22 protein-coding genes and 1 pseudogene are annotated in these 24,401 nt (G+C 39.1%); 11 read left to right on the top strand and 12 right to left on the bottom strand.

Annotation, left to right across the window (positions count from 1 at the left end; all coding sequences use genetic code 11):
• On the top strand, nucleotides 1-1,014 hold the full coding sequence (locus AC52J8_RS02835; protein ID WP_086399633.1) for a glycosyltransferase: 1,014 nt from the start codon (nucleotides 1-3) through the stop codon (nucleotides 1,012-1,014).
• On the opposite strand, the gene AC52J8_RS02840 is transcribed toward AC52J8_RS02835, so the two are convergent.
• Nucleotides 1,011-1,901, bottom strand: a complete 891-nt coding sequence (locus tag AC52J8_RS02840; RefSeq protein ID WP_080749883.1) for a glucosamine inositolphosphorylceramide transferase family protein — start codon at nucleotides 1,899-1,901, stop codon at nucleotides 1,011-1,013. The genes AC52J8_RS02835 and AC52J8_RS02840 overlap by 4 nt on opposite strands.
• A gap of 80 nt (nucleotides 1,902-1,981) precedes the next feature.
• Between AC52J8_RS02840 and AC52J8_RS02845 the strand changes: the two genes are divergently transcribed.
• Nucleotides 1,982-2,743 (top strand): glycosyltransferase family 25 protein, encoded by a 762-nt coding sequence (locus tag AC52J8_RS02845; RefSeq protein WP_044100674.1) that lies wholly within the window; start codon nucleotides 1,982-1,984, stop codon nucleotides 2,741-2,743.
• 13 nt (nucleotides 2,744-2,756) lie between these two features.
• On the opposite strand, the gene AC52J8_RS02850 is transcribed toward AC52J8_RS02845, so the two are convergent.
• The 4 genes from AC52J8_RS02850 to AC52J8_RS02865 all read right to left on the bottom strand — a co-directional run bounded on the left by AC52J8_RS02850 (nucleotide 2,757) and on the right by AC52J8_RS02865 (nucleotide 7,067).
• Nucleotides 2,757-3,923: a capsular polysaccharide export protein, LipB/KpsS family gene (locus AC52J8_RS02850; protein WP_086399634.1), complete on the bottom strand. Its 1,167-nt coding sequence runs from the start codon at nucleotides 3,921-3,923 to the stop codon at nucleotides 2,757-2,759.
• A gap of 57 nt (nucleotides 3,924-3,980) precedes the next feature.
• Nucleotides 3,981-4,199: a hypothetical protein gene (locus AC52J8_RS02855; protein WP_044100230.1), complete on the bottom strand. Its 219-nt coding sequence runs from the start codon at nucleotides 4,197-4,199 to the stop codon at nucleotides 3,981-3,983.
• A gap of 148 nt (nucleotides 4,200-4,347) precedes the next feature.
• A complete protein-coding gene (gene aspS / locus AC52J8_RS02860; protein WP_005064200.1) occupies nucleotides 4,348-6,132 on the bottom strand; it encodes an aspartate--tRNA ligase in 1,785 nt (594 codons plus the stop codon).
• 170 nt (nucleotides 6,133-6,302) lie between these two features.
• Nucleotides 6,303-7,067 carry a DUF4184 family protein gene (locus AC52J8_RS02865; RefSeq protein WP_069124071.1) on the bottom strand — a complete coding sequence of 255 codons (765 nt, stop codon included), beginning with the start codon at nucleotides 7,065-7,067 and terminating at the stop codon, nucleotides 6,303-6,305.
• Between the two features lie 136 nt (nucleotides 7,068-7,203).
• Between AC52J8_RS02865 and znuD the strand changes: the two genes are divergently transcribed.
• Both znuD and AC52J8_RS02875 read left to right on the top strand, forming a co-directional pair.
• Nucleotides 7,204-9,279, top strand: a complete 2,076-nt coding sequence (znuD, locus tag AC52J8_RS02870) for a zinc piracy TonB-dependent receptor ZnuD (protein WP_208753404.1) — start codon at nucleotides 7,204-7,206, stop codon at nucleotides 9,277-9,279.
• A 75-nt stretch (nucleotides 9,280-9,354) separates the two neighbouring features.
• The gene (locus tag AC52J8_RS02875; protein WP_208753403.1) at nucleotides 9,355-10,818 is read left to right on the top strand and encodes a phospholipase D family protein; all 1,464 of its coding nucleotides are present in this window, start codon (nucleotides 9,355-9,357) and stop codon (nucleotides 10,816-10,818) included.
• A gap of 196 nt (nucleotides 10,819-11,014) precedes the next feature.
• Here AC52J8_RS02875 and AC52J8_RS02880 read toward each other — a convergent pair whose 3' ends face one another.
• A complete protein-coding gene (locus tag AC52J8_RS02880; RefSeq protein WP_130625696.1) occupies nucleotides 11,015-11,461 on the bottom strand; it encodes a hypothetical protein in 447 nt (148 codons plus the stop codon).
• 165 nt (nucleotides 11,462-11,626) lie between these two features.
• Between AC52J8_RS02880 and AC52J8_RS02885 the strand changes: the two genes are divergently transcribed.
• Nucleotides 11,627-12,010: an RcnB family protein gene (locus AC52J8_RS02885; RefSeq protein WP_130625697.1), complete on the top strand. Its 384-nt coding sequence runs from the start codon at nucleotides 11,627-11,629 to the stop codon at nucleotides 12,008-12,010.
• Between the two features lie 38 nt (nucleotides 12,011-12,048).
• Here the strand turns inward: AC52J8_RS02885 and AC52J8_RS02890 are convergent, their stop codons facing one another.
• Nucleotides 12,049-12,531, bottom strand: a complete 483-nt coding sequence (locus AC52J8_RS02890) for a phosphate-starvation-inducible protein PsiE (protein WP_086265224.1) — start codon at nucleotides 12,529-12,531, stop codon at nucleotides 12,049-12,051.
• Between the two features lie 161 nt (nucleotides 12,532-12,692).
• Complete coding sequence (locus AC52J8_RS02895) at nucleotides 12,693-13,403, bottom strand: glutathione S-transferase family protein (protein ID WP_032006075.1); 711 nt, start codon at nucleotides 13,401-13,403, stop codon at nucleotides 12,693-12,695.
• A 123-nt stretch (nucleotides 13,404-13,526) separates the two neighbouring features.
• On the opposite strand from AC52J8_RS02895, the gene AC52J8_RS02900 reads away from it, so the two are divergent.
• Entirely contained in the window at nucleotides 13,527-14,405 is an 879-nt protein-coding gene (locus AC52J8_RS02900; RefSeq protein WP_080973434.1) for a LysR substrate-binding domain-containing protein, read from the top strand.
• A 72-nt stretch (nucleotides 14,406-14,477) separates the two neighbouring features.
• Here the strand turns inward: AC52J8_RS02900 and AC52J8_RS02905 are convergent, their stop codons facing one another.
• From AC52J8_RS02905 to AC52J8_RS02915, 3 genes are all read right to left on the bottom strand, one after another.
• On the bottom strand, nucleotides 14,478-16,259 hold the full coding sequence (locus AC52J8_RS02905; protein WP_002116088.1) for an acyl-CoA dehydrogenase C-terminal domain-containing protein: 1,782 nt from the start codon (nucleotides 16,257-16,259) through the stop codon (nucleotides 14,478-14,480).
• Between the two features lie 167 nt (nucleotides 16,260-16,426).
• Nucleotides 16,427-18,229: an acyl-CoA dehydrogenase C-terminal domain-containing protein gene (locus tag AC52J8_RS02910; RefSeq protein WP_005804712.1), complete on the bottom strand. Its 1,803-nt coding sequence runs from the start codon at nucleotides 18,227-18,229 to the stop codon at nucleotides 16,427-16,429.
• Between the two features lie 290 nt (nucleotides 18,230-18,519).
• Nucleotides 18,520-18,897 carry a hypothetical protein gene (locus AC52J8_RS02915; RefSeq protein WP_086399638.1) on the bottom strand — a complete coding sequence of 126 codons (378 nt, stop codon included), beginning with the start codon at nucleotides 18,895-18,897 and terminating at the stop codon, nucleotides 18,520-18,522.
• 132 nt (nucleotides 18,898-19,029) lie between these two features.
• On the opposite strand from AC52J8_RS02915, the gene baeS reads away from it, so the two are divergent.
• Entirely contained in the window at nucleotides 19,030-20,688 is a 1,659-nt protein-coding gene (gene baeS, locus AC52J8_RS02920) for a sensor histidine kinase efflux regulator BaeS (protein WP_086399860.1), read from the top strand.
• A gap of 21 nt (nucleotides 20,689-20,709) precedes the next feature.
• Nucleotides 20,710-21,396 carry a response regulator gene (locus AC52J8_RS02925; RefSeq protein WP_002116101.1) on the top strand — a complete coding sequence of 229 codons (687 nt, stop codon included), beginning with the start codon at nucleotides 20,710-20,712 and terminating at the stop codon, nucleotides 21,394-21,396.
• 69 nt (nucleotides 21,397-21,465) lie between these two features.
• Here AC52J8_RS02925 and AC52J8_RS02930 read toward each other — a convergent pair.
• A pseudogene (locus tag AC52J8_RS02930) lies at nucleotides 21,466-21,897 on the bottom strand (L,D-transpeptidase family protein); the annotation flags it as partial.
• Nucleotides 21,898-21,987: 90 nt separating this feature from the next.
• On the opposite strand from AC52J8_RS02930, the gene tnpA reads away from it, so the two are divergent.
• The 3 genes from tnpA (at nucleotide 21,988) to tnpC (ending at nucleotide 24,377) form a co-directional block, all read left to right on the top strand.
• Nucleotides 21,988-22,371: an IS66-like element accessory protein TnpA gene (gene tnpA / locus AC52J8_RS02935; RefSeq protein WP_004762545.1), complete on the top strand. Its 384-nt coding sequence runs from the start codon at nucleotides 21,988-21,990 to the stop codon at nucleotides 22,369-22,371.
• Nucleotides 22,368-22,703: an IS66 family insertion sequence element accessory protein TnpB gene (gene tnpB / locus AC52J8_RS02940; RefSeq protein ID WP_004691519.1), complete on the top strand. Its 336-nt coding sequence runs from the start codon at nucleotides 22,368-22,370 to the stop codon at nucleotides 22,701-22,703. The genes tnpA and tnpB overlap by 4 nt, the downstream gene beginning before the upstream one ends.
• Before the next feature lie 69 nt (nucleotides 22,704-22,772).
• Nucleotides 22,773-24,377, top strand: coding sequence for an IS66 family transposase (gene tnpC / locus AC52J8_RS02945; RefSeq protein ID WP_130120076.1), 1,605 nt, complete (start codon nucleotides 22,773-22,775; stop codon nucleotides 24,375-24,377).
• Nucleotides 24,378-24,401: the final 24 nt, after the last annotated feature.

A 24,401-nucleotide genomic window follows, 5' to 3' on the forward strand; every position in this document is an offset into this window, starting at 1 on the left:
ATGAAAATTGTTCAGATTATGGCAACAGATGGTGGAAAAGTCGGTGGATTAGAAAAGCATACTTTTCAACTCTGCGCAGAATTATCACAAAAGCAAGAAGTCCATTTACTTTTAGACTTAAACTATCGAAATGCAATACCTCAATTAGAACATCTTCATTGTCATTATTTTGATTTTTCTAAAGGAAGAATAAATATCAGTCTTCTTTATTCACTTTTTAAAGAAATTAAAAAAATTGCTCCTGATATTATTCATGCTCAAGGTGGAAAAGCATCAAAAATGTTGAGTTTTCTTCTGCCTTTTTTAAAAGTACCAAGTGTGGCAACCATTCATGGTATGAAAAATAACATGCGTAGTTATCGTCATTTTAATGAGGTAATTACTGTAAGTCTGGCTGTTGCAGATAAAGTTAGTGAATATCGATCAGTTCATGTTGTTTATAATGGTGTTGCTCAGGAAAAAAGATTGAGTGCTGATATACCTAGAACAACTCTAAAAAAAGCTATCGCAATTGGCCGATTAGATCCAGTAAAAGGCTTCGATCGACTTATAGAAGCATGGCAAGGTTTGGAGATTCACCTAGAAATATTAGGTGAGGGACCCGAGCATGAACGTTTAAGTCAGTTAATTCAAGATCTGCATTTGCAGGATAAAATTAAATTAGTGGGTTATCAGCAAGATATTTATCCGTATTTAGCAGCAAGTGATTTAGTGGTGGTATCTTCCTTGAGAGAAGGAGGTCCATTAATTGTTGCGGAAGCATTATTGGGACATAAACCTGTAATTGCCACTGATGTGGGGATGGTAAGAGAATTTATTCCAGAAAAATATATTGCAAAAGATAACACTGCATTGGAACTTAAAAAGTTAATTGAAATTGCTAGTGAAAATTTTGAGCATATTCATTATGAGTTTAAGCCTGCGTTTGATAAAGCAGAAGCTGAATTATCTTTAAATGCAATGGTTAATAAAACACTAGATATTTATAAATTAGCGTTGCGACAACAACGCTAATTATCTTTTTGGGTCAAACGGATTGCATCCACAACAACGAAATTGGAATGTACATCAATAGTGTGACATCCATCATCTTTTTTGTTCCATTCAGGATATATTGTTTCGTACAGTCTTTCCTCATATTCTTTCGGACTTAATTTTATGATTTCTTTAAGCTCAATATGTCCACCATAACGCTTTAAAGAGTCTTGACTTGGACGAACCAGTTTATTCCGATAGAAAAAAGGTTTTCCAGCCATCCTATATTGAATTTTTCCTTTACAAACTGGGTTCATTGGGTGTTCTTGCCAGTTTGGATTTAAAATATCTTCGGTAAAGAATAGATCTAAACGGTCACCAAATTTTTTACAATCACGACGTGTTGAGGTAAAAAGGTACCATAAGCCTTCATGGTAAAAAGGTGTGCTGTCGACTGCTTCAATATTTTCAATAAGGTTAGAATGCTTTTCCCATTTCAGCGGAAACTCAGTACATTTCCAAAGTTCGATGGTCTTGTTGGCAGAAGTTTCTGGGACCATATACCAAGTGTTATCTATTTTAAATACGCAAGGATATGAGAGGTGGTAATCAAGTTTTAAAATGGTTTCAGGTGGTGTGTAAGTGCCGTCTTTAAAGACCTCTAAAACCGAAAGGAAGCCTAGTGGATGCTGGTCATCGACTTCTTCAAAAAAAATGAAATGACGCCCATTTTCATAAGCATAAAAGCTATCTGCAAATGTAAACTTTCTAGGGGAATGGATCTCAAAGAGTGAATCTAATTGCTCAAGTGTAGTAAAAGGTTGCTCTAACCAGCCAAAACGCATATACCAATGGGAGTCAAAAGTTTTCGCTTTTCTTGCTTGTTTGTACTTGTACCATTTTTTTTGGATTGAACGAATCATGATAATACAGGAAAATGAAAAAGATATATTAACTCTATTTTATATTAGATATGATACTAGCTGTTTAAAAGGGGAAGAGCTTAATGAAGATTTATGTTGTAACTATCGAAGATGAAAAATCAACTCGTTTAAGTAATTTCCTGGGCCAAAATTTTTTTGAACAAGGAAATTTACCTATAACAAAGCTAGGAATCAAAGGGGGAGAGCTTTCAGCAAAAGAATATTTTGAAAAAGCTGTAAAAGGAAGAGTAAAGCCTCTTACACCTGGCGAGTTAGGTTGTACTTTGTCACACTTGAAAGCTTTAGAGCTATTTTTAACTACAGAAGATGAATATGCTTTGATTCTTGAGGATGATGCGATTCTTCCTGAAAATCTTACTTATCAAGATTTAAAGTCTGAGTTAATAAAATTAAAATTACCTTCCAATGTATTATTTAGCTTGGGAGGAATTCAAATGAAAGAAAGTCTAAAAGTTCGAGGTAAAATTAAGAAATATACAATTTTTGATAAAGCAATTTTAGAAGTTGTTCCTGATTTTTATCATAGAGTTAATTATACAGTATCCTATATCGTGGATAGGGTAATGGCTCAAACATTGGTGAGTTATCATCAACCCATACGTAAAGCTGATGATTGGAGTTATCTATTCGATTATGACTCTACTTCACATATTTTTATGTCCTTTATTGTCGATCATCCTGTTATTGAAAGTGGTGAGGCTAACTCACAATTAAGTTCAATTGAATCTGAGCGAGTTGGTAAATGTGAAATTATTAAGAGTAAATATGGAACAGGAATTCGTAAAAATATCGCAAAGTTGGTGAATAAAAGATATGTGTTTTAAGAAAAGGAAATTATCATTTCCTTTTCTTAAGTTTTATTATTCTATTTTTTAAATAATATTTTAAGATCTTCCATGGTCTCCTTCTAAAATAGTTTAAAATCTCTTGCATGAATATGAAATCTTTTTCAACCAGCTCAATTTTTTTTCGAGAATTAGTTAACTCAATTTGTTTATCCAATAAGTTGGCAGTTAATTCACTGTAAATATCACTGGACGAATCATTTTGAGTGGCAAGGGAGAGTACGTGTTTAGCTAAAATTTTCTTGATAGTGCTAATATCATCAGACCTAACCCAATAATATTTTAATAGATAGGTTAAATATTTTTTTTGAAAAGATGTAAGTTCTAATTTTGGAGATGAGGTAAAAACTTCCTCTAAATCTGTATAATTTTCAATTTTATTCGTGATTTCATACCATTCACTTTTTCCAAAACATGATACATCTTTACCTAAAATTAGGGCTTCTAAAGAGGCACCTGAGTTGCAGGATAAGATTTTATCAGCATTTTTGATTAGTTTGATGATGTGTGCATTACTAGTATATAAATATGGATTTTCTTCAGTTTCAATAAATTGTATAGCTTTAACAACTTCTGAATTGCAATAAGGATGAACTTTTACGACAAGATTTTTTTTATATTTCTTTGAAAAATATGAGGCTTTCTTGAGAACCTCGACCATATCTAGATTAGCATGAGCAGCAACACTGTCTGTTCTTACTTGTAGTGGAAATAAGATATAATCATTTGGCAATTTCTTGTTTTCATTTAATTGAGGATGTTTAGAGTCTCCTTCAATTAATTGATTCTGAAAATAACTTAAAGTTTGCTCTATATCTATTGTTGTTATTTTTTCAATTTTTTGTTTGTAATAATCAAAGTTTAAAGATATATCACTCCATCCAGCATAGCCAGTTCTATCTAAACTAAAAAGACCATTTATAGGGGCCTCTTTATAACTCAGTACATTATTAGGATTCTCAAAGGAGTGAAATGATATTAGTAGGTTTTTGGGGGAGAGTCGTTTTACTCCATAGGATGGAAATAGTGTTGGAATACATACTAGTTCGGTCTCTAATTCTAAACACCCTTTAATAATGTTTTGTATAAAAGAAATCTGATGAGCCTTATTATCCTTCAGCCAATCTACAGGATATTCAAAATAAAATTTGGAATGCATAAAGTACTTCTAACGAATGCTTGAACAATATTTAGTTGGTTTCTTGATGTAGAGTGATTACTCTTTATTTGCATTTCCTTTTAAAACCATATAAATCAGCGCAACAAATATAAGCAATGCACCAACCAAGCTACTTACACAGAAAAATAAAATACGTTGATTTGTAGTCATATTAAATAATTCATTTGCAAGAATATAGCGCATGAAAAACCATTGTGCGAGGGAGAATACAATCACGACTAAAGCATGTCGACGTACATCAGGGCGCATAGCCATATAGCTGACCTCTTAATTAAAAGCTCTTTATTATGCCACTGACCTGCTTTTTCTCAAAGCATAGCTTATGAAAATTGAATGTTTGTTTGATATTGTTTAATAAAAAACCCTGCATAAGCAGGGTTTTTTAATTTGAAAATTTAAAAAATTATTTAGATTCTTCAGCTTTTGGCTTTTCACGTAAGCGGATGCCCAAGTCACGAAGCTGGTTTGCTTCAACAGGAGCAGGTGCTTGAGTAAGTGGACATTCAGCAGTCTTAGTTTTCGGGAACGCAATAACGTCACGAATTGAAGTCGCGCCAGTCATAAGCATAACTAAACGGTCAAGACCAAATGCCAAACCACCATGAGGAGGAGCGCCATAACGAAGTGCGTTAAGCAAGAAGCTAAATTTCTCTTCTGCTTCTTCATCAGAAATACCAAGCGCTTCAAAAATCGCTTTTTGCATTTCTAATGTGTAAATACGAAGTGAACCACCGCCCACTTCAGTACCATTCAATACCATGTCATAAGCAACAGAAAGTGCTTCACCTGGATTGCTCTTCACGTCTTCTACGCTAGATTTAGGTAGCGTGAATGGGTGGTGAACAGAAGTCCATTTACCATCGTCAGTTTCTTCAAACATTGGGAAGTCAACAACCCAAAGTGGAGCCCACTCACAAGTTGAAAGGTTCAAGTCGTGACCAATCTTGACACGAAGCGCACCCATTGCGTCATTTACAACTTTAGCTTTATCAGCACCGAAGAATACGATATCGCCATCTTGTGCGCCAACACGTTCCAACAGTTCAAGTACAATCGGTTCAATGAATTTCACGATTGGAGATTGAAGACCTTCAATTCCTTTAGCGAGTTCATTAACTTTAATGTACGCTAAACCTTTAGCACCATAGATGCCAACGAATTTGGTGTATTCATCAATTGCACTACGTGGCAATGATGCTGCACCTGGAACACGTAAAGCAACAATACGACCTTTAGGATCTTTTGCAGGGCCAGCGAATACTTTGAACTCTACTTCTTGCATTAAGTCTGCAACATCAACGAGTTTCAACGGAATACGCAAATCTGGTTTGTCAGATGCATAGTCACGCATTGCTTCGCTATATGGCATACGGCGGAATTTTTCAAACTTTACGCCAAGCAAGTCGTTAAATAATTTAACAGTCATGCCTTCCATCAAATCCATGATTTCATCGTCGTTTAAGAACGATGTTTCAATGTCGATTTGAGTGAATTCTGGCTGACGGTCAGCACGTAAGTCTTCATCACGGAAACATTTCGCGATTTGGTAGTAACGATCAATACCACCCACCATCAATAATTGTTTAAACAATTGCGGTGATTGTGGAAGTGCGTAGAAGCTACCATTTTGTACACGACTTGGTACTAAATAGTCACGCGCGCCTTCAGGAGTTGCACGAGTTAAAATCGGAGTTTCAACGTCTAAGAAACCGTGATCGTCTAAATAATTACGGATCAAGTTAGTTACTTTAGAACGGAAACGTAAGCGATCTAACATTTCTGGACGACGGATGTCCAAGAAACGATATTTTAAACGGTGTTCTTCTGACACGTTAATTGTGTCATCATTTAACGGGAATGGCGGAGTTTCAGAAGCAGCAAGAACTTCGATTTCTTTGCCTAAAACTTCGATTTGACCACTCACCATATTTTGGTTTTCAGTACCTTCATAACGGCGACGAACACGACCTGTAATTTTTAATACATATTCAGAACGTGCTTTATCTGCTGTTGCAAATGCTTCTGGAGTATCTGGGTCAATAACCACTTGAACGAGACCATCACGGTCACGCATATCAAGGAAAATAACACCGCCATGGTCACGGCGACGATGTACCCAACCGCATAGTGTAACGGTCTGGTCGATTTGGGCTTCAGTTAAAGAGCCACAGTAATGAGTTCGCATCATGATGAAGATTATCCAAACTATATTGGCTGAAAGGACGGATGCGTAAACCGCGCACCGTCAAAAAAGTAAGTTTTCGATTATGCCTTGTTGGATGGTTTGCCACAAGAACTAGATCAAAAAACCGCAGAAATTAAGCTGAAAATGAGCAATTTGGCAGCAACTTTAAGTATTCACCCCATTCTTTTTTGCCGATCTAAAACCAAGAATAGTAAGCATCCTAAGCTAAAGCTACTTAGCCAGCCTTGCATAAATTCATTAATAGAACGACCAGTGAAATAATAGGTATCGACATGCCAAACTTCATGAGGAATGTAGCGGGCATAATCCCAAAAAGAGAATAAACCTAACACTGTAGATAGAATTAACAGACACCATGCGAAAATTTTAATTTTATAGTTTACTTTCCAGTGTTGTTTATAGCGCTGATAATAATGAACACACATCCAAGCAATAAAAGGTAGCGCAAGAGCAGAGGAGCCTAGCTGTAAAAGACGATGTAAGGGATAAGGGTGTCCCAAAAGATGAACTGTGGTCGCTAATACATCTTTAAATATAAAAGTCCGAAAGTCAGAATGTGTTAGGCCATCCCAAATTAAATGAGTGGCAATCCCTAAAATAAGCGCGAGTAATGTTCCAATCAAAAATAAAAAAATACGTTTTAAAGAGTGGAGGTCAAGATCATGTTGAATGCCCAAAAAACGATAAATTACAGGCCGGTAAAGTAAATACCAAATAGCACAGAATAATAATCCTAATGCAAGATTTGGGTAGAAAAGTCCTTTCCATTGATGTGTCAACATCCCTGACTGCATTGTAAATAAGCGGTAAAGATCGGGTGTCATACTTCCAATTGCTAGAGCTGCAACTGGTAAAGTGTTTCGGCTAAGCTTTGAAAGAGGGGGTGCTATAACGGCATGAGAGATTGTAAAAGGCATTATAAAACAGAGATTACTCACATCATTTAATTGCCCAGTCTAACGAATCAGCCGATTGGAAATGTTTTTTATTGCAAAAAGACTGAAATGTTATAATATAACAAAACAAAAGGCATAGCGATCAGAGAATCACCTCATGTTGTTCTATAAAAATATTTTGACCTTATCCATTTTAGCTGTCATATCCGTACCTTCGTTTGCAGCAGAAAGTGAAAATGTTGAAAAGCTAGAAACCATTCGAATTAAGGCTCATCCACTTGAGCAAACTTCACAAGATTTTGCTGTGGCAGATACTGTTGTTGATCAAAAGCATCTGTCGCAAGGCGCTGCTACCATTGGGGATGCACTCAGTAGTGAAGTCGGAATTTACGCGAATCAGTTTGGGGCTGGTTCGAGTCGTCCAGTGATTCGTGGACAAGATGGACCACGCGTTAAAGTACTTCAAAATTCATCAGAAAATATTGATGTATCGACCTTGTCTCCTGACCATGCTGTCACTGTAGATCCTGTGCTTGCAAAACAAGTCGAAGTAATTCGCGGCCCTTCAACTTTACTGTTTGGTGCGGGGACCGTCGGTGGTTTAGTTAACGTCATTGATAACAAGATCCCTACGCAAATGCCTGAAAATGGTTATGAAGGACAAGTTGGCTTACGTTACAACACTGGAAGTGATGAAAAACTGGCGAGCGCTGGCGTAACTGTTGGCTTGGGCAGCCAAGTTGCTTTACGTGTTGAGGGGTTAACTCGTGATGCGAATAATTATATTGCTCCCAATTATATTCATGAAGGTGAAAAAGAGCGCCGTGTAGACAATACTTTTGCGCAGGGTGACTCGGTTAATGTTGGTCTATCTTGGATTTATGACCGTGGTTATACGGGTATTTCTTATAGCAACCGTCGGGATCAATATGGCTTACCGGGGCATAGCCATGAATATGAAAGTTGTAGCGCTCATCTAGGTGGAAGACCACATCTGCATTGTGGAGACCATGAACATGAAGAGGGTGAAGAAGCTCACGATCATGAACATGAAGAACATGAGCACGAACATGGCGGCCCATGGATTGACTTAAAATCTGAGCGTTATGATTTTAAAACTGAGTTAAATGATCCATTTGCAGGCTTCCAAAAGTTACGTGCGCAAGCAAGCTATACTGACTATCAGCATGATGAAATTGAAGAGGGCGCAATTGCAACCCGATTCCAAAACAAAGGCTATGATGGACGCATTGAGTTAGTACATAACCCGATTGCAAGTTGGGAAGGGGTAATTGGCGCACAGTTAGGTCAACAGAAATTAGATTTAACTGGTGAAGAAGCATTTATGGCCCCGACCACTACCAAAAAGTGGAGCGTATTTGCTTTAGAACATAAACAATGGAAAGACGTACATTTTGAGCTTTCTGCCCGCGCAGATCAGCAAGAAATTGATGTAGACGATAATTCTAAACAGGATTTTGATGGCTCGGCATTTTCTTACGCAGGTGCTGCAAATTGGGAGTTTGCACCAAACTATAAACTTTCTTTTGTCGCTTCACATCAGGAACGTTTACCTTTAGCTCAAGAGTTATATGCAAATGGTGGACATTTTGCGACGAATACTTATGAGTTAGGAAATGATCAACTCAGTAAGGAAAAATCGAATAATGTTGAGTTAGGTTTGCATTTTGATAATGACAAACTTGATTATCATCTTCATGTTTACCATAACTGGTTTGATGACTACATCTATGCGCAAACCCTTGACCGTTATAAAGACTTCCGTTTAGTTCAATACACTCAAGATAAAGCTCGTTTCTATGGTGCAGAGGGTGAAATTGGTTATCAAATTACCCCAATATACAAGATCAGTGCTTTTGGTGACTATGTACGCGGTAAAATTGATGCCGAGGGTAACGCTCCACGTATTCCAGCGGGACGTTTAGGTACTAAAGTTGATGCAGACTTTGGCGATGGTTTTAGTGGTTCTGCTGAGTACTATCATGTCTTTAACCAAGATAAGATCGCAGCTTACGAGACCGAAACTGAAGGCTATAACATGCTCAATCTTGGCGTGGCATATTCTGGACAATATGGTGCAAAAACAGATTATCGTGTTTATATGAAAGCAAATAACTTGTTAGATGACACGGTTTATCAACATGCTTCATTCTTATCAAATATTCCACAAGTTGGACGTAATTTTACTGTGGGTGTTGATTTTACTTTCTAAGGCTTTAACACGAAACTAAACTTGAAAAATCAAGTCAAAAGACCTAATTTGAAACCATCAAGTTAGGTCTTTTTTATGCGTATTTTTCAACGAATTCATCACAAGTTAAATTGGTCAGGGCGTCGTTATATGGCGGTATTACTTTGCGTTGTTGCTATTGCATATGTTGCATCGGCGATTTACCACACAGTAAAACCATTACCACAAGGGATTAACTTTAGTGGCAAGCTTAGACATGCCGATGTTAAATTTTTAGCAGACAAAACTTATCTTGATGCAAAAGGGCAACAGCAGGTTGACCAGCACATCTTTGATGAAATCTTGAAAATGATTGATGAGGCAAAAACCACGATTGTGGTGGATATGTTCTTGTTTAATTCAGAAGTGGGTGATTCAAAGCTGAAGCAAAGACCATTAATGCAAGAGCTAACCGATGCATTAGTAAGTAAGAAAAGACAAAATCGTCAAATTCAGATCGTTATGATTACCGACCCGATTAACTCGGTATACGGTGGTCTAAGCCCTGAACACTACCGCCAGTTACGTCAGGCAGGTGTTGATGTGATTGAAACAAATTTAACCCCTTTGCGTGCTTCTAACCCATTCTGGTCAGGCTTCTGGTACATCTGCTGTCAAAATATTGGCAATAACCCTGAAAAGGGCTGGTTACCAAATCCATTCGGTGATGAAAAAATTACACTGCGCAGCTATTTAAACTTATTTAATTTTAAGGCCAATCACCGTAAAACAGTTGTTGTTGATACCGATGCTGGTTGGAAGTCATTGGTGACCTCAGCAAATCCACACGATGGCAGCTCTAGACATTCTAATGTCGCATTGGTTGTAACAGGGGCGACAGCTGCTGATGTTCTTCAAACTGAAGCTGCAGTTGCACAAATGTCAGGCAGTAGCTCCCCATCGCTCATTTTAGGTGACTTTGAGAAAGACGTAACTAAACCTCAAGTGCAAGTTTTAACTGAGGGCGCAATTTATGAATCTGTATTGAAATTGATTAACTCAGCGAAGCCGAAAGAGCATCTTGATTTAAGTATGTTCTATCTATCTGAACGCAAGATTATTCAAGCACTAAAAAATGCTCAAGAACGAGGTGTTATTGTTCGTGTTTTACTCGATCCAAATAAAGATGCATTTGGTAGACAAAAGAATGGTATTCCAAACCGTCAGGTGGCTTCAGAGCTACATGCTGCTGGTATTCCAATCCGTTGGTGTGATACCCATGGCGAACAGAACCATAGCAAAATGATCTTAAAATATAACGCTCAACACGCTGAGTTGATTGTAGGATCTGCCAATTTTACGGCCCGTAATTTAAAAAATTACAACCTTGAAACGGATATGTTGGTCATTGGCAAAGTTCAAGATCAAGTTTTTAAAGATGCACAAGATTACTTCAATACCTCGTGGTCAAACCTAAAAGATAGACAGATGAGCGTGGATTACGCGAAATATGCAGATGAGTCTAAAGTGAAGTATTGGATTTATCGTTTTATGGAATGGTCAGGGTTGTCGACTTTTTAATCACTATCTTTGGAGTTTTCCAAAAAAATAGCAAGATGATTGGCGACATGGATGTCGCCGTTTCACTGTGTTGCAGGGAAGCAACATCAGTGAAACAAAGGTTTTTGTCACTTTTGACCTCTCAAAAGTGAGGCATTAGCCTATACAAAAGACATAAGAACATCACTGTAAGCAAAGGCTGTGCTATAAGTCCGATTTAAGGTACTGGCGGAATCAATTGATCCAACGCTTTATCATCAAGTTTTTCTATTTCACTCAAATCTGTCTTAATTTTCCACTGCGACTCGTCGTCAACAGGATTCGGCAAACGTGCTTCAAGCCAGTCACAGACCACATCTGGAGAAAACTCCGGATGATTACACTGAATAATCCATGATAAAAAATCTTTGGCTTCACCATTCATATAAGGTGGTGGTGAAACAGGAAAGAATAATGTGGGTAGGCGTTCATTCGTCGATAGGTAATTTAAAACATGACCTAGTTCTTGAACTGTTTGCCATGCAAGTGCATGCTCTACGTCAATACTGAACTTAAACCACCAAGCATGTTCGCCATCTGCTCCATGAGCCATGATACGGGCTTCTTGTACACTTGGAACTTTGCAAAAGAATTGATGAAGACGCTCAAAACTGATTTCAGACACAGCAATTGACCTAGTTTGAAAAATGCTAATGGTAGCACAGATACAGATTCTTCATATTTTCTTTATAGTCATTACAAAGTTTAGCAATCAAAGCTGTTTTATTCATGGTTTCTCCTCGACTGTCTTCTAATCTAGCTCCATATCAAGATTAAAAGGAAATAGGCCATGAAAAAGCCAATCATTCTTGTACTTTCAACATTGATGTTAGGTATATCAGCTACCGCGATGGCTGATTCAGGTCATCGTTGGGACAATAAACATGGTAAAAACTATGATCGATATGAGCATCGTGATGACCGCCGTCATGATTATCGTAATGATCATCGAGCGCCAGTTTGGTCAAATGCTGATCGTGGTAAGCATTATGGTAACTATGTTGCTTTTAAACGTGGTGAACGTATTCCTACTCAATATCGCCATAGCCGCTATTATGTTTCGGACTGGAGAGCGCACCGTTTATATGCGCCACCACGTGGATACCATTGGGTTAAAACCCCTAATCAATACTTATTAGTAGACTCAAGACATAACATTTATCGAGTTCGTTAAAAGTAAAATAACAAAGGCCTCTATTTTGAGGCCTTTTTCTATGCTAACTCGTCATCTTGCGGTTGAGGGGTTTTCAAATTATTTGAGGTTTTTGCGTGTTTCTCTTTCATTACTGATGGGTAGTGCCATGAAGCAAATCGTACAACTAAAATAGATAAGGCTAAAATCAAAATTGAGCCCGTAATAATGACTTGATCGATATCCGCTTTATGATCATGTTGAATATCTGAAATGAGTAGTCGGGTTAAGGCTGTAATTGCAACATAAATAAGAAAGCGCACAGGCATATGATTGGTTTTAAAGTAAATTCCAACCATTGCTCCTAATTCCAAGTAGATAAATAATAATAAAATATCATCAATTGAAGCGTACTTTTTGACAGTCAGAATTTCAAAAACGGTATTGGCTGCCGACCATGCCACCATACACCCAATAATAAACAAGGCTAAATAATGGAAGGCTTCTACGGCGTAATGTCCGAAGCGGTCAAGTATCCGTTCGTATTTTTTAGAATCAGGCATAATGAGATCTTTTGTTTACTTCATAATATTTAGAAATTAAACAAATTTTGTGCCAATGGAAATAGTAAATATAAAATAAAAAACGCCTGATTATTCAGGCGTTTTTATGAAGATTTAATTCAACTCAGGTAGTAAGGTGATATCCACTATAAATACAAAGTCTATTTCAAGTTTTTATATTGTTGAATGACATCTTCAAATGCAATATGACCTAAAAAGTTGCTTATACTCTTTGTTGACTGTTCTTGTTCAATTGCATGTGCAAATTTAACTGCTGCCTCATTCTGTAATTGTTCATAAAGTCGTTTGCAGTTTGGAAATTGATCAATATCAATAACATTATGATATTTCAACCATCGTGCGATACCTGCGTAGTATCCGTCCACAAAAGACAATTGATCGCCCATTAACCAAGTTTGATTTATCAGGCTATTCTCTAAAGCTGTAAATGCTCTTTTAACTTGGGCTGCTCCATATTCACGTAATGCTTGTTTATTACTTTCTGAGGACGAGTGTTCAAGGCTATACCAGAGTGGGCTAAATGCATTGAATAAAGTCGTATTCAAAAAAGCTAGTTTCTGATTAAACATATTAAATTGTTCTGTTCCTTGTTCATAATGAAAAGCCGCATTCAGGCTTTTTGCCATGACATGGTTCAAGATAGCTATGCTTTCCGTTAAAACTTTACCATTATCGTAGAGCAGTGCAGGCGTTTCACCGACTGGATTAATTTGGCGGTATTCCTCGGTGTTGCATTGAGCTGGCATCTCGATTCTACAGAGTTGATATGGTAAACCTGACCATTCCAATGCAACTATTGAACCAAATGAACATCCAGAAGGTACGCCATAAAATAAAGTGAAAGTTGACATGATGATTACTCTTTTTTGATGTGTAAAATCATCATAAGTCGACAGAAAAGTTTCTAGTAGTCAGGTATTATGAAACTTATTGTCTACATATATGGACATTGAAGAATGCTACTTAGACAAAACTTGAATGATGTTTATCTCTTTGTTGTTGCTGTAGAGCATCAAGGATTTTCTGCCGCAGCTAAACAGCTCAATTTACCTAAATCAACTATTAGTAAGCGTGTTGCAATATTAGAAAATAAGCTGGGCTTAACGTTAATTCATCGTAGTTCACGTAGTTTTGTCTTAAGCGAATCAGGAAAACTGTTTTATCAACATGCCAAAAATGCAGTAGATGAGTTTCGTTACGCAGAAGAAAATTTATTAATACAACAACAAGAGCCAAGTGGTGTAGTCAGGCTCAGTGCTTCTGTACCCATTGCTCAGTATCTTCTATCTGATTGTTTGCCTGAACTTGCAGAACGTTATCCTAAGCTGTTATTACAAGTAGAGGTAACTGATCGTTACGTTGATGTTATGAGTGAAAACTTTGATATTGTGATCCGTAGTCATTTTCAACCATTGCCGGATTCTGGATTAATTCAACGTGTGCTTAAAAATGATAAAATCATTGCTGTTGTAGCGCCTACCTACTTAATGAAATCGGCTCCTATACATACACCAGAAGATTTGCTTAAACACGAAGGCTTATGGCCTGAATTGCAAATGAATCCATGGCATTTTCAAAATATAAATGGTCAGAAAGAGATAGTACGTCCAAACATCCGCTTTGTAGCAAATGAGTCGGAGATCTTAAAGGGGGCTGCAAAAAGGGGATTGGGTATTACGCTTTTACCTGAAACTTTTTGTATGAATGAACTATCTGAGGGTAGCTTAATTCATGTTTTGCCAGACTGGTCTGCTGGTAGCGTAACGACAAGTTTATTGATGTTGACAAGACGAGGGCTTTTACCCAGTGTCAATATTACTGCTGACTTCTTGGTCGAGAAATTAAAAACTTAAAAGCTATCTATCTTTTATGATTAGAAATAAAAAAACGCCTGATTATTCAGGCGTTTTTTATAAAGAGCTTAATTAAGCTTGATTTGTAAAGTAATCTTCACTAAAGCCCATAATTAAGTCAGAACCAGCTTTGATTTTAGCAATACGCGCATCAATATCCGGCAAGATACGTTCAACAAAGTACTGAGCCAAAGCAAGTTTGTTCTGATAGAAATCACCAGACTTATCTTTAGCAGCGGCAGCAATTTTTGCAAACATATATGAGAAGCTGAGTAAACCAACCGCATGTAAATAATCAACCGCAGCTGAGTTCGGGAACTCTACATTTTCAGCAGCTTGCTCAATAATAAACTGAGTGATTGCTTCAATTTCAGTTGCAGCATCTAAAGTTGCATCTTTAATGAAGTTCAAGTCAGTGTCTAGGTCATTTGCAAAGTCACGGATTTCAGTGATGTATTCAGCAATGAAAGCGCCGCCACACTTAATGGTTTTACGACCAATTAAATCTTGAGACTGAACGCCGTTGGTTCCTTCGTAGATTTGAGCAATACGAAGGTCACGAATACATTGTTCCATACCCCATTCACGGATGTAACCGTGACCACCAAAAACCATTTGAGCATCTAAAGTTGCTTGGAATGCGGTATCTGTGAGGTAAGCTTTTGCAATTGGAGTTAAAAGCGCAACACGGTCATTGGCTTTTTTCACTGCTGCTGCATCAGTTGAGAATTTAGTAATATCGAGTTGTTGACCTACATAGACAGCAAATGCACGAGATGCTTCATTATTGGCACGTACATTTAACAACATACGACGTACATCACCATGCACTAAAATGCTGTCAGCAGGTTTGTTTGGTGATTGAACACCAGCTGCACTACGACCTTGTAAACGGTCAGTCGCGTATTGAGCAGCATTTTGATAAGCAAATTCAGATGCACCTAAACCTTGAATACCCATTGATAAACGTTCGTAGTTCATCATAACGAACATTGCAGCAAGGCCTTCGTTTTCTTTACCAACGAGGTAACCTTTAGCTCCATCAAAGTTCATCACACAAGTTGCAGATGCCTTGATACCCATTTTATGTTCAATAGAACCTGGACCAACATGGTTACGGTCGCCTAAAGAACCATCTTCATTTACAAGGTATTTCGGTACTATAAATAACGAGATACCACGTGAACCAGCAGGGGCATCTGGAGTTTTAGCAAGTACCAAGTGAATGATGTTTTCTGCTAAATCGTTGTCACCACCTGTAATGAAGATTTTAGTACCTGTGATGTTATATGTACCGTCTTCATTACGTTCTGCTTTAGTTTTGATAATACCTAAGTCAGTACCTGCATGTGGCTCGGTTAAGCACATGGTACCTGACCATTCACCTGAATAAATCTTAGGTAAATAAGTTTCTTTTTGTTCTTGAGATGCGTAGCTGCTTAAAGCCATACCAGCACCTACTGAAAGAAGCGGATAAAGCATGAAAGATGGGTTAGTCGCAAATAACATTTCATCAGAAAGAACGGTGAGCATTTTTGGCATGCCTTGACCGCCCCATTCTTCATCGGCACCTAAGCCAATCCAACCACCTTCTGCATATTGACGAAATGCATCTTTAAAACCAGCTGGTGTGAATACTTCGCCGTTTTCATAGCGAGCACCTTCTTCATCACCAGTACGGTTTAATGGATGAGTCACGTTCTGAGCAAATTTAGCCATTTCTTCTAAAATTGCTTCAGCTGTTGCAGCATCTACATGAGCGAGTTTCTCATTAGACTGCCAAAATTGTTCTGCTTTAAATACATCATTTAAGATGAATTTCATATCAGCTAAAGGAGCATTGTAAATTGGCATAATCGTTCACCTTTTTTGTGCACATTGGCCTGTGCTAGATATCCTGTAAAACGAAATGGATATGGAATTTAAAGTGTAAATTTATCATTGATTTTATAAAAAAAGGACCGTCAAAACTGAGCAGTCCTTTTTTGTTTTTTAACATTGCATATCGCAACTAACTATGGTTAGAAAGCGAAATGTTCAGCGTCTAATGACATTAATGGATCTAGACCACCAGCGATTACATCTACGTGAGAACGTACACGTGGCAAGATTTTCTTGAAGTAGAAACGAGCAGTAGTTACTTTCGCATTGTAGAAGTCAACATCGGTTGTACCTTCTGCCAATTTCTCTTGTGCTACAAGCGCCATACGAGCCCATAGGTAAGCTAAAGTGATATAACCTGCGAAGTATAGGTAATCTACAGCAGCAGCACCGACTTCATCTGGGTTTTGCATCGCACGCATACCGATTTGCATAGTAAGATCGCCCCATTCTTTGTTAAGCGCCGCAAGCGGTTCAACAAATTCTTTCATAGCAGCGTTGTCTTTGTTTGCTTCTACGAATTTATGGATGATCTTAGTGAAGTCACGTAGCATTGCACCTTGAGTTTGCAATACTTTACGACCTAACAAATCAAGTGCTTGAATTTCAGTTGTACCTTCGTATAAGCAAGCAATACGTGTATCACGTACGATTTGCTCCATGCCATGCTCAGAAATAAAGCCATGACCACCGAAGACTTGTACACCGTGCTTAGCAGATTCAGAACCTGTTTCAGTTAAGAATGCTTTTGCAATTGGAGTCAATAAAGACAAGATGTTGTCAGCAAACTTACGCTCTTCTTCAGTTTCGCCTTTTTCAACGATATCTGCGTATTGAGCAAGTAAGTAAACAAGAGCACGACCGCCTTCAGCAAACGCTTTTTGAGTTAAAAGCATGTTACGAACAGCAGGGTGAACGATAATAGGATCTGCTTCTTTTTCTGGAGCTTTAGGACCAGAAAGTGAACGCATTGCTAAACGTTCTTTCGCGTAAGTTAACGCACCTTGGAAAGATGATTCAGACGCAGCTAAACCTTGAACAGCAGTACCAATACGTGCTGTGTTCATGAAGGTGAACATACAGTTCAAACCACGGTTTTCAGGTCCAATCAAGTAACCTTTAGCTTGGTCAAAGTTAATGACACAAGTTGCGTTACCATGAATACCCATTTTGTGTTCGATAGAACCACAACGTACCGCATTACGTTCGCCAATAGATCCATCTGCATTTACATTGAATTTAGGAACGATGAATAATGAGATACCTTTAGTACCTTTGGGTGCACCAGGTAGGCGAGCAAGAACGATATGGATGATGTTCTCAGCCATGTCATGTTCACCAGCAGAGATAAAAATTTTCTCGCCAGAGATTGCATAGCTACCATCAGCATTTGGTTCTGCTTTAGTACGGATAATACCCAAGTCTGAACCTGCATGAGACTCAGTTAAGCACATCGTACCTGTCCAAACACCTGAAACAAGGTTTGGTAAATAAGTATTTTTTTGTTCATCAGAACCGTGATGTTCTAACGTACGTACAGCTCCGTGAGACAAGCCTGGGTACATGCCCCATGCCCAGTTAGAGCTACCCACCATTTCAGAAATTGCGATACCTAAAGAGTTAGGTAAGGCCTGACCACCGTATTGTTCTTCTGCTGATAAAGACGGAAAGCCAAGTTCAATATATTTTTGATAAGCTTCTTTAAAACCTGTTGGAGTAGTGACTACGCCATCATTCCAAGTACAACCTTCACGGTCGCCCACTTGGTTTAGAGGAGAAAGTTCATTTTCACAGAAGTCCGCCGCAGCTTCTAAATATTGATCAACCAATTCACGGCTTACGTTACCTTGGAAATCAGGTAATTTTGCATAGTGTTCTTCAGCATTTAATAATTCATGCAAAACGAATTGCATATCACGTAAGGGCGCTTTGTATTGTGGCATATCGGGTTCCTCAATACTGGTGAAACCAGAGTTATAATCTTAATCTATGATAATGTGCCATGAGGCACCTTGGACTATTACATCGTGCAACAACTTGCATAACTGTACAAGCACCTCAGGACCTTTACTTTGTGACTGCAAAGTCAAGAAAAAAATGCTGAAACTATGTAAGTGCTTTGAGTGTAAATACTTTTGGTTATGTTTATATGATACAAATAGTCAAAATCGTAAACAGTTATGTATAAACAAAAAGGCGCCTATAGGCGCCTTTTTGTTTCATAATTTTAGAATTATTTTGCTGGAGCTGGTACTGGAGCAGAAGCGTTAACTGGTGGTTGAGGGCGCTTTGGTTCAAAACGAAGGTTACAAGTACCTTCAAGTGTCTTATCTCCAACTTGAACATTTACTGTTTGTCCATTCGCTTTACCATCACATGCTTTTTGGATTTGTTCAAAGCGAGCTTGACGTTCTGCGCGGTGCTGTTCCCATGCAGCTTTTTGTTCTGGAGTGAACTCACGGTGCTTCATACGGTGGTGACCCTCACGTGGGCCATCTTGCATCATTCCACGCTCTGGTTTAGGTGGTTGAGTTGTCGATTGACACGCAGCCAAACTTCCCATTGTTACAATTGCCGCACTGAATAATGCAATTTTTGCCGTCATTTTCATATCTAAAGCCCTTTAATGTTGTGTTTACTGATGGGTTAAAGATTAGATAATAAAGATGTAGAAACAATGGAGAGTTTTTCTTTTCGTTGTTGGTTACAATGCAAAATATAGGGTAAAAATGAGAGAGTGCTTTTGAACGTTCTACGTGTTCCCATTGCATTACGGTTATTTTTGACAGTCTTGCTCACCACATTGCTTATTGCGACTGCAAGCTTGAGCGTTTTGCACTGGACAATGCAAAAGAACTTTGCCAAATACGTGGCTGACGTTGAAATGCAGAAGCTCGACCGCCTTATAACCAATCTGGGTGATGTCTATACCGTGTACCATGATTGGGGAAATGCGATTCAGGCACAGATTTTACAAATCGAAGGAACCGCAGCTCCTGACGACTATGATCGTCTCTCACAGTGGTGGCTTCGTCGTCAATATGATATTGCCATACAGCAGCATTCTTTTGATGAACATGCCCTTATTAATATTTCACCGCAAGTTGCACCGACCAATAAAAATACTATTTTTAGTGATGAAGAGTTAAGAACGCTTGAGCAAAATTTACCTTCTCAATATCAACCCTTTGAAGGGCTAAGATTCCCCTTAAGTGCAAACCAGTTTCGTCCAAGTGATGATAAAAATAAGTCAAAGAAGGGAAGCCTAAAAGATATTGAAACCCAAAATGGGAAGAAACGTTTTATTGCTTTACCAGACCGTTTAGGGTTGAGTTCACGTTTATCTTTATATGATGCACGACACCAGTTTGTGGTAGGTGAACCGCCTTCTTCAGATCAAATGTCATTTCGCCCGATTATTTTAAATAATAAAGTCGTGGGATATTTAGGTTTAAAGCCTGTTTTAGATAAAGAAGACGCTTTGAGTATTAATTTCTTTAGTAATCAAAAGCGTTATTTACTCTTAATTTATGCTTTAACCTTACTATCAAGTTTAGTTGCAGCACTGTTAATGGCGACTTATTTTAAAAAGCCAATTCAGCGTTTATTAAATGCAACCAATGAATTAACCAAAGGAAATTATCAACACCAAGTAGTTATTAAGCGAAATGATGAGTTAGGTGATTTATCAACCCAGTTGAACCATTTGGCAGAGATTTTACATCAGCATGAAGAGTCACGACGTCAATGGGTGGCAGATACTTCTCATGAATTAAAAACGCCTTTGGCTGTATTGCAAGCACAAATTGAAGCGATGCAAGACGGGATTCGAAAAGCAACCCCAGAACATTTAGATGCAATGATGCGTCAGGTTTCAAGCTTGAAAAAATTGACCCAAGACCTTGCAGACTTGGCGCAGGCAGATGCTCAGCAGCTTAAGTGTTATTTGAGCTCTGTAAATCCATGGGAAGTGGTACTACAAGAAGTTGAAAACTTTAAACCCAAACTTGAGCAGGCTGGTCTCGAAATTCAAGTTGAAGGAACAAGTTCTCCGCTATTATTAGACCGTGACCGGTTTAAACAGATTATTGTTAATTTAATTAGTAATAGTATTCGTTACACGGAAACAGGTGGCAAAATTCATATTCATACAAGCCAGACTCCTCAAGAGTGGACTTTGTATGTTGATGATAGTCCTTATGGTTTAAGTGATGAGCAGTTATCCCGTTTAGGTGAACGTTTCTATCGCGTAGATGATTCGCGTACGCGTAGTACAGGTGGAACAGGGCTGGGCTTAGCTTTGTCTTGTAAGATTGCGCAGGCGCTTGGTGGTACACTCAGTTTTGAACATTCACCATTAGGTGGTTTACGTTGTGTACTTACTTTTAAAAAGCAGAGTTAAATATAAAAGGAAAAATATCTCATGAAACATGTGATGTTGGTTGAAGATGAAGTCGAATTAGCGCATTTGGTGCGTGATTATCTTGAAGCTGCCGGTTTTGAAGTAAGTATGTTTCATGATGGTCAAGATGCCTATGCGAGTTTCCAGCAACGTAAACCTAATTTAATGATTCTGGACTTAATGGTTCCACGAATGGATGGTTTAACGATTTGCCGTAAAGTTCGTGAACAGTCAGACTTACCGATTATTATGGTCACTGCCCGTACCGAAGAAATTGACCGAGTATTAGGTCTTAACATGGGTGCTGATGATTATGTATGTAAGCCATTTAGTCCGAAAGAGTTAGTTGCTCGTGTACAAGCTGTGCTACGTCGTTTAGAGCGTAAGGCCGAGCCTGAGCAAAATGATTCTTTCCGAATTGATAAAGCACAACAAAGAATTTGGTATCAACAAAAATCATTGAGCTTAACGCCAACCGAATTTCGTTTACTTGAGCTATTTTTAGAGCATGTGGGGCAAGTTTATTCACGTGCACAATTATTAGATCACATTAATCCAGATAGCTTTGATGTTGCCGATCGTGTGATTGACAGCCATATTAAAAACTTGCGCCGAAAAATTAGTGAAGCGGCTGAAACTGGTAACCGCCATGAGTGGATTCAAGCAGTTTATGGTGTAGGTTATCGCTTCGAATATCCTGAAGAGTAAGTCTTTATAAAAGTTATTCTGTGGATAACCACAATGTTATCCACAGAAAATGTGGATAGTTTTGAAGAGTTATGGATAAATTATAATCTTGGTGTGATTGGGTACTAATTGCCAAATTTCATCTATATCTACATTTCTAACAGCGATACATCCTAAGGTCCAATCCTTATGGGGCATATAAGTCGAGCTAAAAGGCATCGATATTAATGATTTTGGAACAGATCCATGAATCATGATATCTCCTCCCGTTGGTTGATTATGTTGCTTGGCATAAGCAATATCTTTCGCATCGGGATAGGAAATATGCAGCGATTTATAGTAAGCACTTTGTGAGTTTCGCCAATCTATAGAATAAATCCCTTCTGGTGTTTTACCATCATTTTCAAAGTGTTTATGTCCTTTAGGATTAAAGCCGAGACGAATCGGATATTGCCGAATTACCTCTTCATTATTTTTAAGTAGAAGTAGGCGTTGGTTTTTAAACACTTCAATTGAGGTAACTTGCGTAAGCGTCCGCTGAACACACCTTATGAATTCATCCTATAAGCCTTAATTTAGTCCCCACTTAAAAACAAGTGGGGACTAAAATTTATGACTACAAATCACCAGACATCCATCGCATCTCTTGCGAAAAAACGAAGAACATACAGTGCTGAATTTAAACAGCAGATCGTTCAGGCTTGTAAAGCACCGGACGTTTCAATTGCTTCGGTCGCTTTGCAACATGGATTGAATACAAATCTTGTATCCAAATGGATTCGCTTAATTGATGGTAAGCCAGGGAATGATCGCTCACCACTACCGAATAAACCTGCATTTATTGCCTTATCTTGCTCTGCACCATTAGATCCTACTCCTACTGACATGTTAACGGTTCAAATTACTTTACCCCACTCAAAAGCAGAAATTGGCTTGAAATGGCAAGTATCAGAAATATCTGCTTTAGCAGAATTACTCAAGGCACTTGCAACATGATCCGCATTGATGAAATCTGGCTTTCTACCCAACCTCTGGATATGCGAGCAGGGATGGATACTATCATGGCTCAGGTGGTGAGAGCCTTTGGCTACATTAAACCGCATTGTGCTTACCTGTTCTGTAATAAACGTGGCCATCGCATGAAAGTGCTGGTACATGATGGACTGGGCATCTGGCTGTGTGCCCGGCGGCTGGAACAGGGAAAATTCCACTGGGCGCAGGTTCACCAGGGTGAAAGCATGGCGATCAGTCCGGAACAGTTACAGGCACTGATCCAGGGTTTACCTTGGCAGCGCATTGGACGACAGCAGGTGGTGACGATGCTCTAAACTGGTCCATTCTGCTATTCTCCAAACGTTCTATTTCCTCTGCGTCATGACCTCAGGCATACTGCGGTCATGAATACGCTGCCAGACTTAAGCCAACTGACCCATGAACAACTGCTGGAATTTACCAGACAGTTGGCAATGCAGCATCAGTCTCTGGCACAATCAAATCAAGAATTAGAAAAATCAAACCAGCAATTGGATGCCAAAGTTCAACATCTTTCCATTCTCACGCAAAAATACGAGCATGAGCTCGCACTATTTAAACAGCACAAATTTGGCAGTAAAAACGAACATCTCACCGCAAAACAAATCCATCTGTGGGACGAAGCGGTTGAAGAGGATATCGCAGCAGTTGATTTGGAACTGGAGCGGCTGAATGCAGATAAAACCGATGCAGCGACAGAGAAAGCCACAGTCAACAAACCTAAACGTCGACTGCTGCCGGATCATTTACACACCATCCGTATTGAGCATGAACCTGCATCAACCCAATGCAGTTGTGGCTGCCAGTTACGTCGTATCGGCGAAGATATCAGTGAAAAACTGCATTTCAGACCGGCACAGTTCTATAAGGAACAGCATGTGCGTGGCAAATGGGTCTGTGATCAGTGTGACACCCTGACTCAGCAAGCGATGCCCGCCTATGTGATTGATAAAGGCATTGCTTCACCTGAACTGCTCAGCCATGTGCTGGTATCGAAGTATGCCGATCATTTGCCGCTGTACCGTCAGCGCCTGATCTATCAGCGGGCGGGCATTGATCTGTCCAGATCTACTTTATCTGACTGGATTGGTCGCTGCGGTGTGGAACTGGAACCTCTGGCCAATGCCTTAAAACAGGTGGTGCTGCAACAGCGGGTGATCCATGCCGATGAAACGCCGGTCACCATCATGCGGATGGGTGATGATGAGAAAAAACCGAAGAAAGGTTATGTCTGGGCCTATGCCACTACACAGTACAATCCAGTTCAAGCGGTGATCTATGACTTTCAGGATAGCCGTTCAGGTCAGCATGCAGAAGAGTTCCTGAATGGCTGGCAGGGCCATCTGGTCTGTGATGATTACAGTGGTTATAAAGCACGCTTTAAATCAGGCGATGTCATTGAGGTGGGCTGCATGGCGCATGCACGTCGTAAATTCCATGAGCTACATGTGACTGGGAAAAGTCAGATCGCTGAACAGGCATTACTGATGATTCAGAAACTGTATGCGATAGAAGCCGAACTCAGGAAAAAGACCGATAGTACAGCAGAACACCGCCGCGAATACCGACAACAGCACAGCCAACCGGTGATGCAACAACTGTATGAATGGCTCAACCAACATTATCTGACGGTGCCATCGAGTTCTCCAACCGCCAAGGCCATCAATTACAGTCTGAAGCGTTGGCCAGCCTTAAGCCGCTATCTGGATGATGGCAATCTACCCATTGACAATAACTGGGCAGAGAACTCAATGCGCCCCTGGGCCTTGGGACGAAAGAACTGGCTATTTGCAGGTTCGCTGCGCAGTGGCCAACGAGCAGCCAATATCATGACTTTAATCCAGTCAGCAAAGCTGAATGGGCTGGATCCGTATGCCTATTTAAGTGATGTGCTGAAAAGGCTGCCGACGCATAAAGCGACCCAAATAGAAGAATTACTGCCACATCGCTGGAAATCCAACTCAAATTAAAAAATAGGCATGGGGTTCAGCGGA

Source organism: Acinetobacter sp. S-1, from assembly GCF_059579785.1.